Annotated in this window: 10 protein-coding genes, 1 tRNA gene and 1 pseudogene; 8 read left to right on the forward strand and 4 right to left on the reverse strand. The window is 64.1% G+C overall.

Annotated elements, in window-relative coordinates; translation table 11 throughout:
• Positions 1–47: 47 nt before the first annotated feature.
• The 7 genes from CWO91_RS20040 (at position 48) to CWO91_RS20070 (ending at position 4,647) form a co-directional block, all read left to right on the forward strand.
• Positions 48–497 carry a DUF2948 family protein gene (locus tag CWO91_RS20040; RefSeq protein WP_130215564.1) on the forward strand — a complete coding sequence of 150 codons (450 nt, stop codon included), beginning with the start codon at positions 48–50 and terminating at the stop codon, positions 495–497.
• Positions 498–766: 269 nt separating this feature from the next.
• Positions 767–2,062 carry a histidinol dehydrogenase gene (gene hisD / locus CWO91_RS20045; protein ID WP_130215566.1) on the forward strand — a complete coding sequence of 432 codons (1,296 nt, stop codon included), beginning with the start codon at positions 767–769 and terminating at the stop codon, positions 2,060–2,062.
• On the forward strand, positions 2,059–2,556 hold the full coding sequence (locus CWO91_RS20050; RefSeq protein ID WP_130215568.1) for a UPF0262 family protein: 498 nt from the start codon (positions 2,059–2,061) through the stop codon (positions 2,554–2,556). The genes hisD and CWO91_RS20050 overlap by 4 nt, the downstream gene beginning before the upstream one ends.
• A 71-nt stretch (positions 2,557–2,627) precedes the next feature.
• A complete protein-coding gene (locus tag CWO91_RS20055; RefSeq protein WP_091895171.1) occupies positions 2,628–3,095 on the forward strand; it encodes a low molecular weight phosphatase family protein in 468 nt (155 codons plus the stop codon).
• A gap of 323 nt (positions 3,096–3,418) precedes the next feature.
• Complete coding sequence (locus CWO91_RS20060; protein WP_130215570.1) at positions 3,419–4,048, forward strand: Maf-like protein; 630 nt, start codon at positions 3,419–3,421, stop codon at positions 4,046–4,048.
• Positions 4,049–4,202: 154 nt separating this feature from the next.
• Entirely contained in the window at positions 4,203–4,385 is a 183-nt protein-coding gene (gene yacG, locus CWO91_RS20065) for a DNA gyrase inhibitor YacG (RefSeq protein WP_130215572.1), read from the forward strand.
• A gap of 186 nt (positions 4,386–4,571) precedes the next feature.
• A tRNA-Phe gene (locus CWO91_RS20070) sits at positions 4,572–4,647 on the forward strand.
• Positions 4,648–4,685: 38 nt separating this feature from the next.
• On the opposite strand, the gene CWO91_RS20075 is transcribed toward CWO91_RS20070, so the two are convergent.
• The 3 genes from CWO91_RS20075 to CWO91_RS20085 all read right to left on the reverse strand — a co-directional run bounded on the left by CWO91_RS20075 (position 4,686) and on the right by CWO91_RS20085 (position 8,333).
• Positions 4,686–6,434, reverse strand: a complete 1,749-nt coding sequence (locus tag CWO91_RS20075) for a TRAP transporter large permease (RefSeq protein WP_130215574.1) — start codon at positions 6,432–6,434, stop codon at positions 4,686–4,688.
• Positions 6,431–7,099, reverse strand: coding sequence for a TRAP transporter small permease subunit (locus CWO91_RS20080; protein WP_130215576.1), 669 nt, complete (start codon positions 7,097–7,099; stop codon positions 6,431–6,433). Before CWO91_RS20080 ends, CWO91_RS20075 begins: the two co-directional genes overlap by 4 nt.
• 94 nt (positions 7,100–7,193) lie before the next feature.
• A complete protein-coding gene (locus CWO91_RS20085; RefSeq protein WP_130215578.1) occupies positions 7,194–8,333 on the reverse strand; it encodes a TRAP transporter substrate-binding protein in 1,140 nt (379 codons plus the stop codon).
• A 131-nt stretch (positions 8,334–8,464) separates the two neighbouring features.
• Between CWO91_RS20085 and CWO91_RS20090 the strand changes: the two are divergent.
• Positions 8,465–8,714, forward strand: a pseudogene (locus tag CWO91_RS20090) (transposase); the annotation flags it as partial.
• 255 nt (positions 8,715–8,969) lie between these two features.
• On the opposite strand, the gene CWO91_RS20095 reads toward CWO91_RS20090, so the two are convergent.
• On the reverse strand, positions 8,970–13,787 hold the full coding sequence (locus CWO91_RS20095; protein WP_245471304.1) for an NAD-glutamate dehydrogenase: 4,818 nt from the start codon (positions 13,785–13,787) through the stop codon (positions 8,970–8,972).
• Positions 13,788–13,936 lie beyond the last annotated feature (149 nt).

Genomic DNA, 13,936 nt, shown 5'->3' on the forward strand with positions numbered 1-13,936 from the left:
GCCCGCGCGCGTTGAGCCCCGTCCGCCCTGAAGGAGAAGCGCCGGCGATGTCTCCCCAGCTCAAACTGATCGCACTCGACGCCGACGATCTCGCGGTGATCTCGACCCATGTCCAGGACGCCCGTGTCCAGGCCTCCGACATCATTTGGCGGCAGAGCGAGAAACGGCTTGTCATCGGCATGAGCCGGCTGGACTGGGAGCAGACGCTGGAAGGCGAGGCCGAGCCGCGCCGGCTGGTCGCTGCGCTCCGCTTCGACCGCGTGCTTGCCTGCAAATCGCGCAACATCGACCTCGCCACGCCGGACAAAGTCTTGGACCTCGTCGGCATCGAGTTTCACCCCCAGGATGGCCGCAGCGAGGAGCCCGGCGGCAGTGCCCTGCTTTTGTTCGCCCAGGGCGGCGCCATCCGCCTCGACGTCGAATGCCTGGAATGCGAGCTGACCGACCTCGGGGCGGACGCGCTGGGAACGGGGTCAGGGATCGACGGGGAGGGGTGAAGTGGCCGGTATACCAGCCAATTAGCTCAAGCGTCGTCCCGGCGAAGGCCGGGACCCATAGCCACCGATGGTGATTATTGAGCAAGTCGGAGCCACATCCGTGTTCAACAACAAAGCCTTGGGATTATGGGTCCCGGCCCCCCGTGCGCAATTGCGCACTAGGCCGGGACGACATCTCCCAAGGGTTGACGCCGCTTCCCCGCCGCGCCATTGAGCAGGGGGTCGGGTGAGCCAATCCGCCCAAAAGACCAGCCAGAAGCCAAGCCAGAATGCCCGTTCGTCTCGACCGCAGCAGCGCCGATTTTGACCAGCGATTCGCGGCCTTCCTCGCCGCCAAGCGCGAGGTCTCCGCCGACGTCGAGGCCGCCGCGCGCGCGATCGTCGACGATGTCGCCAGGCGGGGCGATGCGGCCCTGCTCGAGGCCACGGCAAAGTTCGACCGGCTGGCGCTGGATGCATCGGGGCTGCGCGTCACCGCCGCCGAGATCGAAGCCGCGACAAAGGCCTGCGATGCCGCGACGCTGGACGCGCTGAAGCTCGCGCGCGACCGCATCGAGACCTATCACCGCCGCCAGCTCCCGACGGACGAGCGTTTCACCGACCCGCTCGGCGTCGAGCTCGGCTGGCGCTACACCGCGATCGAATCCGCCGGCCTCTACGTGCCCGGCGGTACCGCGGCCTATCCGTCCTCGGTGTTGATGAACGCCGTGCCCGCGAAGGTCGCCGGCGTTGTGCGCCTGGTCATGGTGGTGCCCTCGCCCGACGGCAAGCTCAACCCGCTGGTGCTGGCGGCGGCATCGCTCGGCGGCGTCACGGAGATCTACCGGGTCGGCGGCGCCCAGGCGGTGGCCGCGCTCGCGCACGGTACCGCAACGATCGCGCCGGTCGCCAAGATCGTCGGTCCCGGCAACGCCTATGTCGCCGCCGCCAAGCGGCTGGTGTTCGGCAAGGTCGGCATCGACATGATCGCCGGTCCCTCCGAGGTGCTGGTGATCGCCGACGACACCGGCAATGCCGACTGGATCGCCGCGGACTTGCTGGCGCAGGCCGAGCACGATGCCAGCGCACAATCGATCCTGATCACCGATTCCGCGCGGCTTGCCGCCGACGTCGAAAAGGCGGTCGCAGCGCAGCTGAAGACGCTGCCGCGCGCCGCGATCGCCAGCGCCTCGTGGGCTGATTTCGGCGCCATCATCATGGTCAAGGATCTTGCTGACGCCATCCCGCTCGCGGATGCGATCGCCGCCGAGCATCTCGAGATCATGACTCTTGATCCCGATGCGCTCGCCGCAAAGATCCGCAACGCCGGTGCGGTGTTCCTGGGGGCACATACGCCGGAGGCGATCGGCGACTATGTCGGCGGCTCCAACCACGTGCTCCCCACTGCGCGTTCGGCGCGATTCTCCTCAGGCCTGTCGGTGCACGACTTCATGAAGCGCACCTCGATCCTGAAATGTGGCCCGGATCAGCTGCGTGCGCTGGGCCCGGCCGCGATGACGCTCGGACAAGCGGAGGGGCTGGACGCCCATTCGCGCTCGATTGGACTGCGCCTCAATCTGTCATGATAAAGCCGCCCGAACAGGACGACTCCAACAATCGCATCGTTGGCGTCACGCTCGACGAAGACTCGATCGGCCGTTCCGGGCCGGACATCGAGCATGAGCGCGCGATCGCGATCTACGACCTGATCGAGCAGAATTTGTTCGCGCCCGACGGCGCCGACGGGCAGGGCCCGTTCACGCTGCATATCGGCATCACCGGCAACCGGTTGATGTTCGACATCCGCCGCGAGGACGGCACACCGGTGGTCGCGCATCTGTTGTCGCTGACGCCGTTCCGGCGGATCGTGAAGGACTATTTCATGATCTGCGACAGCTACTATCAGGCGATCCGGACCGCGACGCCGGACAAGATCGAGGCCATCGACATGGGCCGCCGCGGCATCCATGACGAGGGATCGCGCACGCTCCAGGAGCGGCTGAAGGGCAAAGTGCGGGTCGACTTCGAGACCTCGCGGCGACTGTTCACGCTCATTACCGTCCTGCACTGGAAGGGCTAGGGCATGGCCCGGAAAAGTGTGCAGCGGTTTTCCGAAAAGGCCACGCCCTCTATCGAAAGAGGCTAAGTGCGATGGCGGGTCCGCCACGCGCACGCGATCCGCAATCGGTGCTGTTCGCCTGCGCGATGAACAGCGTGCGCTCGCCGATGGCTGAGAGCCTGTTGCAGCACATGTTTCCGCAGGGCCTCTACGTGAGGTCGGCCGGCACCAGGAAGGGCGACCTCGATCCGTTTGCGGTGTCCGTGATGGCCGAGCTCGGCCAGGACATCTCCGCCCACAGGCCGCAGACCTTCGAGGAACTGGAGGACTGGGAGGGATTGAACTTCGACCTCATCATCACGCTGTCGCCGGAGGCGCACCACAGGGCGCTGGAGCTGACCCGCACGCTCGCCGCCGACGTCGAATACTGGCCGACGCAGGATCCCACCACCATCGAAGGCAGCCGTGACCAGAAGCTCGCCGCCTATCGCGAGGTCTGCGATCAGCTCCTGATGCGCATCCGCCGGCGGTTCGCGAAGGCGGGCGCTGCGTCAGGCTGATCTCGTGCCCCGGACGCGGCGTATCTTCCCCCTCGCCCCGCTTGCGGGGAGAGGTTGGGGGTGAGGGGGAGTCTCCGCGAGAACGGTGATAGTGAGAATCGTGGAGAGTCCCCCTCACCCGGAATTCAAGCACGCTTGAATTCCGGCCTCTCCCCGCGCGGGGGGAGAGGCGAAGAAGGCGTAACACCCGCGTCACAGACTGCGGGCACACGCATGTCGGAAGCCACGAATCAGTAAAGACCGGGTTCCCGGGTTGTGAAAACGGCCCCCTTCCGATAGGTTCCGCGCGCAATTCACTCCTGCTTCATCCCCCAAATCACCTGATGCTCGGCCGCCCCAAATTCGTACTTGCTTCCGGTTCGCCGCGACGCCTGTCGCTGCTCAACCAAGCCGGCATCGAGCCGGACGCGCTCCGGCCGGCCGACGTCGACGAGACGCCGAAGCGGGGCGAGCTGCCGCGCGCCTGCGCCAACCGCCTCGCCCGGGTCAAGGCCGATGCGGCGCTGAAATCGGTGCAGCTGGATGACGAGCTGCGCGGCGCCTTCATCCTCTCTGCCGACACCGTGGTGGCGGTCGGCCGCCGCATCCTGCCCAAGGCCAACCTGGTCGACGAAGCCGCGCAGTGCCTGCGGCTGCTGTCGGGCCGCAACCACCGGGTCTACACCGCGATCTGCCTCGTGACGCCGCGCGAGGCCTTCCGCCAGCGCTTGGTCGAGACCCGCGTCCGCTTCAAGCGCCTCTCGGAAGACGACATCCAGGCCTATATCGGCTCCGGCGAATGGCGCGGCAAAGCCGGCGGCTATGCCGTGCAGGGCATCGCCGGCTCGTTCGTGGTCAAGATGGTCGGCTCCTACACCAACGTGGTCGGCCTGCCGCTGTACGAGACCACGGCCCTGCTCGGCGGCGAGGGCTTTCCGACCCGCTTCGGCTGGCTCAACGCCACCGCGGTGTGAGCACCACAGCGCCGCCGACAACAAACGCGAACACAACCCTATGCACAGTAGAATTGGCCCGCGGGGCCCTGGCGTCGCGCCTGCGTGCCCGACCGAGGAACCCGTTTGCCGGCAGACGCTTGAACTGCCTCACCTCGTGTAAGCTGCCCCGACCATGAACGATCACGTCAAAACGCCCGCTGCCCCCCTCAAGACCTGCCCGATCTGCGGTAAGCCGCAGTCAGAGGCCACCCGCCCGTTCTGCTCCTCGCGCTGCCGCGACGTCGATTTGAACCGCTGGCTGAAAGGCTCCTACGTCATCCCCGGCCGCGACGACGAGACCGATGACGTAGAATAGCTAAACAATATCAAATATTTATTTGAGCGTTCAGCCCGCTGCGTGCCAGCCGCAGCAAGCCCAAGTCACCTTGTGCACAGCCGGGCCGCGCCCGGCGAAGCCTGTTGGCGAAGCCGGGTGGACAGGCCGCTTCTAGCCCACTATAAACCGCCCGCTCGATGGGCTTTGGCCCCTCTCTTGGAGCACGCCCAGGTAGCTCAGTTGGTAGAGCATGCGACTGAAAATCGCAGTGTCGGTGGTTCGATTCCGCCCCTGGGCACCATTTGCGTTTGACAAGCGCCCGGTGCTCACCGCTGCGCCTCAACTCGCGTACAGATAGTTCGGCAGCCACAGCGTCATGCCGGGCCAGAGATACATGATCACCATGCACAGGATCACGACGAGCATGTAGGGCATCATGCCGGCGAAGATCTGGTTCAGCGTAACGTGCTTCGGGGCGACGCCCTTGAGATAGAACGCCGACATCGCGACCGGCGGCGACAGGAACGCGGCCTGCAAGTTCACGAACACCAGCGTGCCCCAAAGGATCGGATCGATGTTGAAGTGCTTCAGCATCGGCAGGAAGATCGGCACGAAGATGATGATAATCTCGGTCCATTCGAGCGGCCAGCCCAGCACGAAGATGATCGCCTGCGACAAGATCATGAACTGCACGGGCGTCATGTTGAGCGACAGCACCCAGCTTTCCAGCAGCGCCTGACCGCCGAGAATGGCGAACACCGCCGAGAACAGCGCCGAGCCGACGAACAGCCAGCACACCATCGCGGTCGTCTTTGCGGTCAGGAACACCGCTTCCTTGGTGCGCTTCCAGTCGAGCGTGCGGGCGTGGAACGCGAGGATGAAGGCGCCGGCGGCGCCGACGCCGGCGGACTCGGTCGCGGTCGTGATGCCGAACAGGATCACCCCCAGCACCACGACGGTGAGGATGCCGAGCGGCATCACCGACGACGTCAAGAGCTTCAACACTTCGAAGCGTTCGCCGTTCATGCGCAAGTAAGAGCGCGCCGTCCACGCCGCCAGCACGGCGGCTGATATCGCGAACCAGATGTAGAACTGGGTGTCCGGTCCCTTTTCGGCGGGCGACAGCTCCTTCGGCTCGACCGGGCTGCCGAGCTGCTGCAGGCCTTCGACGGCTCCGCTCGCGGCGCCGGCCTGCTGGTGGATCACGACATACCACCAGACCGTGCCGAGCGTGATGGCGGTCAACAGGAATGGCACCAGCGAAATGAGGAAGTGTTGCACGATCGCGCCATAGCCCATCGGCTTGCCGTCGATCGCGAGCGCCTTCGCTTTTGTCGGCGACAACAGCGCCTTGGACAGCCCGACGAACAGGTTCGGCGAGTAGAGGGTCGAGAACTTCGTGATCCATTCCGGCACGGGGACGCGGGTCTGTTCCTCCGGCAGCGGCGGGGCGATCTTCGGGTTGATCATCGCCCAGCCGATGACATAGACGAGATAGAGGAACGCCAGGAAGAAGCTCGGAAGCATCGCGGCCGCATAGAGCTTGACCACGGACTGGCCCGCGACCGCGGCGTAGACGATGATCATCACCGAGGGCGGGATCAGGATGCCGAGCGTGCCGCCCGCAGTAATGACGCCGGAGGCGAGCTTCACGTCGTAGCCGGCGCGCAGCATCGGGTTGAAGGCGATCACGCCCATCAGCACCACTACCGCGCCGACGAGCCCTGAGGCGATGCCCCAGAATGTGCAGACGATCAGGGTCGCGACCGCCAGCGAGGCGGGCACGCGGCGGAAGGCGAGCTGGATCGAATAGAACATCTTGTCGACCAGCGCGCCGCGCTCCATCACATAGCCCATCAGCACGAACAACGGGATGGAGATCAATACGTCGTTGGTCATCGCGCCGTAGCTGCGCTGGACCATCAGCTCGAACACCTTGTTGTGCGTCCAGTTCTGCGACGGGTCGTAGAAGGCGATGAAGCCGAAGAACATGCCAAGGCCCATCAGCGTAAACGCCGTGGCGAAGCCCATCATGATGACGACGACGATGAGCGTCAGCATCAACAGGCCGAGTGCCGGATCGCTCATGTGTTCAGGTCCCCGCCCATGCCGCGCTGCCGCGCCAATTCATCGATGCGCTGCGCGCCCTCGATGGCGAGCTTGCGCGATTCCTCGTCGACATATTCAGAGTGCGCGAGCTGCTCCTCGATGACATCGGTCTCGGCAACGTCGGCAAGCCGGCTCGGCCATTCGCCGGTCTTCAGGCACACGACGCAGCGGATGATCTCGGCGACCCCCTGCAGCATGATCAGCGCGCCCGCGATCGGGATGACGGTCTTGAAGTGGTAGACCGGCGGGCCCTCGGCCGTGACGTTGGAATGCTCGTTGATGGCCCAGGAGTCCGCAGCGTAGAAGTAGCCAGCATAGATCAGCGCGGCGATGCCCGGGATGAAGAAGACGAAGTAGAGAACGAGGTCGAGCGCGGCCTGCGTGCGCGGGCGCATCGAGGAATACAGGAAGTCGCCGCGGACATGGGCGTTCTGCGCCAACGTGTAGGCGCCGGCCAGCATGAACAGCGATCCGTACAGCATGTTCTCGGCGTCGAAGATCCAGGCCGTCGGCATGTTCACGGCGTAGCGCTTGAACACTTCGATGCAGACGACGCTCATCAGCAGGATCATCAGCCAGGCGGTCGCCTTGCCGACCCAGGTGGAGATGCCGTCGATCGTGTGCAGTAAACGCTGTACGCTCATCTGATAAGGTTCGGCATTAAATATGCCCCCAACATAGCACAAGGCACCGCCCGGGTGTCGGTCCGGACGGCGCCCTGCCGGCTTTATTTCGGCGTCAGAGCTTCTTGGCCGCGGCGTTCGGCCCGAAATAGTGATCGTAGGCCATGCGGCGGCTCACCACCGTATCCTGCTCCCACTGCGTCGCGCGCTTGGCAAACTCGATCTGCGACTGCACGATCTCCTTGAACAGCGGGTTCTCCGCCGCCTTCTTCTTCACCACGCCGTCATAGATCTCGAGCTGCTGCTTCAGGATGGCATCCGGCGTCTTGTAGAACTTGACGTTGTCCTTGGTCTGCAGCTCCACATAGTCCTTGGAGTAGCGGTCGATCGCCTTCCAGGACATATCCGCAGAAGCCGCGTCCACCGCGTTGGCGATGATCGCCTTTATCTTGTCCGGCAGCGCGTTGTACTTGTCCTTGTTGAACGTGATCTCGAACTGCTCGGCATTCTGGTGATAGCTCTGCAGCATGCAGACCTTGGAGACATCGGGGAAGCCAAGCACGCGGTCGGAGGTGGCGTTGTTGAACTCGGCCGCATCGAGCAGGCCGCGGTCCATGGCAGCTACGATTTCGCCGCCGGGCAGCGCGTTCACGGCTGCGCCCATCCCCGAGTAAACGTCGATGGAGATTCCGACGGTGCGGAATTTCAGACCCTTGACATCCTCGGGCTTGGTGATCGGCTTCTTGAACCAGCCGAACGGCTGGGTCGGCATCGGCCCGTAGGGGAACGAGACGACGTTGGCGCCGATCGACGCATAGAGCTTTTCGAGCAGTTCCTTGCCGCCGCCATAGCGGTGCCAGGCCAGCAGCATGTTGGCGTCCATCGCAAAGCCCGGGCCCGAGCCCCATAGCGCCAGCGCGGTCTGCTTGCCATAGTGATAGACCAGCACGCCATGGCCGCCGTCGAGCACGCCCTTGGACACGGCATCGAGCAGGCCGAAGGCGGGCACGACAGCGCCTGCCGGCAGCACTTCGATCTTCAGATCGCCGCCGGTCATGTCGTTGACCTTCTTGGCGTAGTCGAGGGCGTATTCGTGGAAAATGTCCTTTGACGGCCAGGTGCTTTGCCAGCGCATGCTGATCGGCCCCTGGGCGCTGACGACGCTCGGCGCGGCTACCGTCGCGGCGGCACCCGCAGCAGCGACCTTGAGAAAGCCGCGGCGGCTCGAAGTGCTGCCCTTCTTTGATTTGGTCATGGCTGCCTCCTCCCCTTGGAATAGCGATCCGTTGCGGATCAGCTCTTTTTTATTGGAACAAGTCAAAGTCTTGCGCAGGGGTTTGGCAAGAATGTTCGGAATGATGCGACGCTTCGACGCGGACTGCGGTGATGACGCGCCGCACCGGGACCAGACCACGGAAGCGTAGCCGCCTTTCGGAAGAGCAGATCATCGGAATTTTGAAAGAGCATGAGGCCGACGTTTCGGCCGCCGATCTGCCGCAAGCGTGGCGTTAGCGACGCCAGCATCTACCAATGAACAACGAAGTTCGGCGGTATGGAGGTGTCGGAGGCCAAGCGGCTGAAGACGCTGGAGGACGAGAACACGCGGCTAAAGCGGTTGCTGGCCGACGCCATGGTCTGGACGGAATGTATGGTCCACCCCGTCCGGGCAAGGTGTCGTGACGTCGTGCGTTACGATTTCAGTTGCATAATGCGCTTACGTCTTAAATTATATAGCTAATTCAATAACATACGAGTTCGCGGTTTTATCCTGAATGGCGCACTATGAGCTTGCTCGCCGGACCTCGTAGGCCTTCCTGGAAGCTGAGAGACGGCTGCGAAATCAGCGTTCGTGCGCGTTCTATGTCGCGAACCGCGGTGCTGCCGTCGCGCCTCAGGTCTTGACGAGGTCTCCCAGCAAATTGGCTGCCACCGTGAGCTTGGCGAGCGTCAGGCCGCTGGCCGCGATCTCCTCGACCGAGCGGCGGACGCGCATCGCCTCAGGATGAGCCGCGAGCCAGTCGCCGGCGGCCTGTTGGCCGGATTCGCCGTTTGCCAGCATGTTGGCGACCAGCGCTCTTTCCGCGGCCGCGATCTGGTCGACGGCACGATCGATGGCGAGACGTTCGTAATTATCGCTGGCCGGCACGCTGCGCGCGGCGGCGATGATGCGATCGAGCCTGAAATCGGCCTCGGCGGCGAAGAAGGTCGCGGCGGCGTCACCGATGGCCCGGCTGGTGCGCTCTGCGACGGTGACGATATCCGGCGCGGAGACGAGCGCGTCGAGATCGGCGAGGTCCGCGGCAAGGCCCGCCGGGACGCCGGCATCGATCAGATCTCGCCGCCGCTTGGTGCGCCCAGCCTGCAAGTCCTGCGGCAGAGTCTTGTCGAGCCCGGCGGCGATCTCCCGGATTCCGGGACCGAAGCGCGCGATCACGGCGTCCAGACCGGCATTGAGGTCAGCATTGCGCACATACCAGACCATGCGTGAGAGCAGGAGATCCTGAAGCGACGCGTAGAGGCCAAGCTGCAACTGCCCGTCGATGCGGGTGTCGAGTGCATCGATCGCGGCATTGAGCCGCTTGAGGCCGTAGGATTCATCCACCGCCACGAAGGCCGTGACGATGGTGGCGATATCGGCATCGGTCTCGTCGGTCAGGCGCACGACGCAGGCCGGGCCGCCCCGATTGATCACGGCATTGGCGAGACTGGTGGCGATGATCTCCCGCCGGAGCCGGTGCGATTGCACCGCTGTCGGGAATTTCTCCTGCACCTGGTGCGGAAAATACTGGGATAGTTCGCGGGCGAGATAGGGATCGTCAGGTACGCCAGTCGCGAGCAGGTCGTCGTAGAGCGTCAGCTTGGCGTAAGCGAGCAACACGGCAAGCTCGGGCCGCGTCAGGAGCTGGTTGCGTCTCGTGCGTTCAGTGATCGCCGCATCGTCGGGCAAGAACTCCACGGCGCGGCTAAGCAGGCCGCGCTGCTCGAGCGATTGCATCAGGCGGGTGAGGAAGCCGATCTCGGCCACGCCCTTCCGTTCGGCCAGCGAGAGCGCCAGCGTCTGAAGATAATTGTTGCGCAGCACCAGTGCGCCGACCTCCTCGGTCATCGCGGCGAGCAGGTCGTTGCGGTCGCCAGGGGTGAGGCGCCCCTCGCGCTCGGGACGCGCCAGTGCGATCTTGATATTGACCTCGACGTCGGACGTATTCACGCCCGCCGAATTGTCGATGGCGTCCGTATTGAGCTTCACGCCCTTCTGCGCCGCCTCGATACGGCCGCGCTGGGTGACGCCGAGATTGGCGCCTTCGCCGATCACCCGGGCGCGGACATCGGCGCCCGCGATGCGGATCGGATCGTTGGCGCGGTCGCCGGCCTGATCATCGCTTTCCGAGGACGAGCGGATATACGTGCCGATGCCGCCAAACCACAGGAGGTCCACGCGGGCCTTGAGGATCGCCGTCATCACCTCGAAAGGCGTGGCCTGCGGCTTGTCGAGATCAAGCAGCGTGCGCACTTCCGGCGCAAGCGGGATCGCCTTGAGCGAGCGCGAGAACACGCCGCCGCCTTGCGAGATTAGGGACTTGTCGTAGTCCTGCCAGCTCGATCGCAACAGGTTGAACAGGCGCTTGCGTTCGGCGAGGCTGATCGCCGGATCAGGCGAGGGATCGATGAAGATGTCGCGGTGATCGAACGCCGCGATGAGCTTCGTCGCCGGCGAGAGCAGCATGCCGTTGCCAAAGACATCGCCCGACATGTCGCCGACGCCGGCAACCGTGAACGGCTTGGTCTGGATGTCGGTGCCAAGCTCGCGGAAGTGACGCTTGACCGCCTCCCACGCGCCTCGCGCCGTGATCCCCATCTTCTTGTGGTCATAGCCCTGGCTGCCGCCGGAGGCGAAGGCATCGCCGAGCCAATGGTGCTTCTCGGTCGAGATCGCATTGGCGATGTCGGAGAAGGTGGCGGTGCCCTTGTCGGCGGCGACGACCAGGTAGGGGTCGTCGGCGTCATGCCGCACGGTCGAGTCGGGCGGCACGATGTCGTCGCCGTCAAGATTGTCGGTGAGTTCGAGCAGCGTGCGAACGAAGATGCGATAGGCCTCGGTGCCTTCCGCCATGAAGTGGTCACGACTGGAGGGCGAGGGCAGGCGCTTGGGCACGAAGCCGCCCTTGGCCCCGACCGGCACGATCACGACGTTCTTCACCTGTTGTGCCTTCACGAGGCCCAGGATCTCGGTACGGAAATCCTGCGGCCGGTCGGACCAGCGCAGACCGCCGCGCGCGACCTTGCCGAAGCGCAGATGAATGCCCTCGACGCGGGGTGAGTAGACGAAAATCTCGTATAGTGGTCGCGGTGCCGGCAGGGCCTCGATTTTGCGGGCGTCGAACTTGAAGGAGATCACCGGATGCGGATGTCCATCCTGACCGACCTGCCACAAATTGGTGCGGATGGTTGCCTGTACCAGATTAGTGAAGCGGCGCAGGATGCGATCTTCATCGAGCGAGGCGACGGATTTGAGCTGCTCCTCGATCTCGGCGACGAGGGCCATCTCGCGCGCCGAGCGCTCCGCAACCGTGAGTCCAAGGCGCGGATCGAGGCGGCCCTGGAACAGGGCGACGATGTTGGCGGTAATCGCGGCGTTCTTGCGCAGGGTCTCCCACATATAGTCCTGGGTGAACGGGGCGCGGATCTGATGGAGGTATCGCGACAGCGCGCGGATCGTCGATACTTCCCGCCAGCTCAGGGCCGTGCGCAGGATCAGTGCGTTGAACCCGTCGGATTCGGCGCGATCGCGGACCACCGCCATGATCGAGGCTTCCAGACGATGGTTGAATTCATGGCTGAGTGCGATCGGCTTGCCGTCGCTGGTCTCGATTGTCATATCGTGCAGCCATACCGGCGCCTGCCTGGTGCGCGGCACGATCTGATAGGTGCGTTCGTTGACCACGTTCAAGCCGTGATTTTCAATCACCGGCACGCGATAGGATAGCGACAGCGGTGCGGCATCCGAGAAAACCTTCAGGCCGAATCGCCTGGGATCGTCGTCCTCCTCGAGGCGGTAAACCGAAATCGTCACCGGTCGGGCTGAGTTGAGCTTTTCGATGGTGGTGATGTCGGCGATCGCCTGTTCGGCGCTGAATATCTCGGTGTAGCCGCCGGAAAAGGCCTGGGCATAGCGGCCTGCGAGCATGCGCGCCCGCATGCCGTCGACAGACGCCGCGAGCGCGACCTTCAACTTGTCGCCCCAGGACTCGGCAATGGCGCTGATCCCGGCTTCGAGTGTCTCGCGCTCGACGACCGGGGCCTTACCTTCATATCGCCCGATGATGTAGTGGACGCGCGCCAGTGATCCTTCGGGGAAGGACACGTAGGAGGCCGACAGGGTCCCCTTGTAGACTTGCGAGAGGAAGGCGCCGACGCGCGTGCGCACGTCGGTGTCGTATTTGTCGCGCGGAATGAAGCAGAGGATGGAGACGAAGCGATCGAACTTGTCCACGCGTGCCAGCGCCCGGACACGGGGGCGCTCATAGAGGATCAGGATCTCCATGACGAAATTGTAGAGCGTTTCGACGTCGATCTGGAACAGATCGTCGCGCGGATAATCTTCGAGAATATGCGTCAGGGCCTTGCCCGAATGGCTGTTCGGGTCGAAGCCGGCGCGCTGCAGCACCTGCGCCACCTTGTGGCGGGCATAAGGGATTTGCTTGACCGAGCGGGTATAGGCGCCGGACGTGAACAGACCGACGAGGCGCAATTCCCCTTCGAGCCGGCCGTCGGCGGTATAGAGCTTGATGCCTACATAGTCCAACCGGATGCGGCGATGAACGCGGCTGGAGACGTTGGCCTTGATGACGATGAGGAGGCTCGGCTCCCGCATGAACTCGCGAATTTCCGACGTCATCACCACCATTTCGCGACCGCGGCGCAGGACCTTCACCTCGGGATCGCGCAGGATGCCGAGGCCCTCACCGGTCGTGATGTCGTCCGACGCATCGCTGTCGGGCGAAAAGCGATATTCGCGCACGCCCAGAAAGGTGAAATTGTCCAGGCACAGCCAATGCAGGAACTGGCTGGCTTCGGCGATCTCGTCAATCGGCAGCGGCGGCGGATTGGTCGAGAAGACCTTGATCGCCTCCTCAATGCGGGCACGCATGGGCTTCCAGTCGGTTACGCAGGCGCGCACGTCATTCAACGTCATGGTCAACCCATCGACCAGCCTTTGGCGGTCGGCGTCGACGTCGATGCGGGTGATGTGGAGATGGATGAGGCTTTCGCGCGCGCCCCTCGCTCCCTCCGGCAGGGTTTCGCCATGGAAGCGAACCAGCTTGCCTTGCTCGTCGCGCTCCACCGCGATGATAGGATGAGCGACCAGGGTGACCTCGATGCCTTGCTCGGCGAGCTCTGCCAGCGTGGAATCGAACAGGAAGGGCATGTTGTCGTTGAGAATTTCGAGCACGGAGATCTCGCGGCCATCCGGCATCATCGGATTGACGATGCGGATATCGGCGCGACCTGCCGTGCGCCGCTGTACATGTTCCCAGGCCTGCTCGGCCAGGAAGGCCAGCGAAGCGGCGTCGTGGTTGGCGAGATCCTCGCTATTGGTGTGGCCGAACAGGAGTTCGGCAAAAATCCGGGGCGTGTTGCCTAGCTGCACGCTTCCCGCGGCATCGCGAATCAGGGTCGACCGGGCCTTGTCGTCACGCCACGCTTCCATAACGTCCTCCGTCTCTCGCATCGTCCGATCGCAATCGCGATCGTCAGCTTGCTTCTGGAGTTGATCGCTTCGAGCGCCGTTATCTTGACCGCGATCCGGCGCCGCGAAATCTGCCCTCGGCACCTGATCCTATCACTCCGAACGGCCAA

Source organism: Bradyrhizobium genosp. SA-3 (genome assembly GCF_004212635.1).
GTDB lineage: Bacteria > Pseudomonadota > Alphaproteobacteria > Rhizobiales > Xanthobacteraceae > Bradyrhizobium.

Coding starts and splice junctions, on each gene's coding strand:
- CWO91_RS20085 (WP_130215578.1), bottom strand. CDS start 8,333: ATGACCAAATCAAAGAAGGGCAGCACTTCGAGCCGCCGCGGCTTTCTC.
- CWO91_RS20040 (WP_130215564.1), top strand. CDS start 48: ATGTCTCCCCAGCTCAAACTGATCGCACTCGACGCCGACGATCTCGCG.
- CWO91_RS20055 (WP_091895171.1), top strand. CDS start 2,628: ATGGCGGGTCCGCCACGCGCACGCGATCCGCAATCGGTGCTGTTCGCC.
- CWO91_RS20075 (WP_130215574.1), bottom strand. CDS start 6,434: ATGAGCGATCCGGCACTCGGCCTGTTGATGCTGACGCTCATCGTCGTC.
- hisD (WP_130215566.1), top strand. CDS start 767: ATGCCCGTTCGTCTCGACCGCAGCAGCGCCGATTTTGACCAGCGATTC.
- CWO91_RS20050 (WP_130215568.1), top strand. CDS start 2,059: ATGATAAAGCCGCCCGAACAGGACGACTCCAACAATCGCATCGTTGGC.
- CWO91_RS20095 (WP_245471304.1), bottom strand. CDS start 13,787: ATGGAAGCGTGGCGTGACGACAAGGCCCGGTCGACCCTGATTCGCGAT.
- yacG (WP_130215572.1), top strand. CDS start 4,203: ATGAACGATCACGTCAAAACGCCCGCTGCCCCCCTCAAGACCTGCCCG.
- CWO91_RS20080 (WP_130215576.1), bottom strand. CDS start 7,099: ATGAGCGTACAGCGTTTACTGCACACGATCGACGGCATCTCCACCTGG.
- CWO91_RS20060 (WP_130215570.1), top strand. CDS start 3,419: ATGCTCGGCCGCCCCAAATTCGTACTTGCTTCCGGTTCGCCGCGACGC.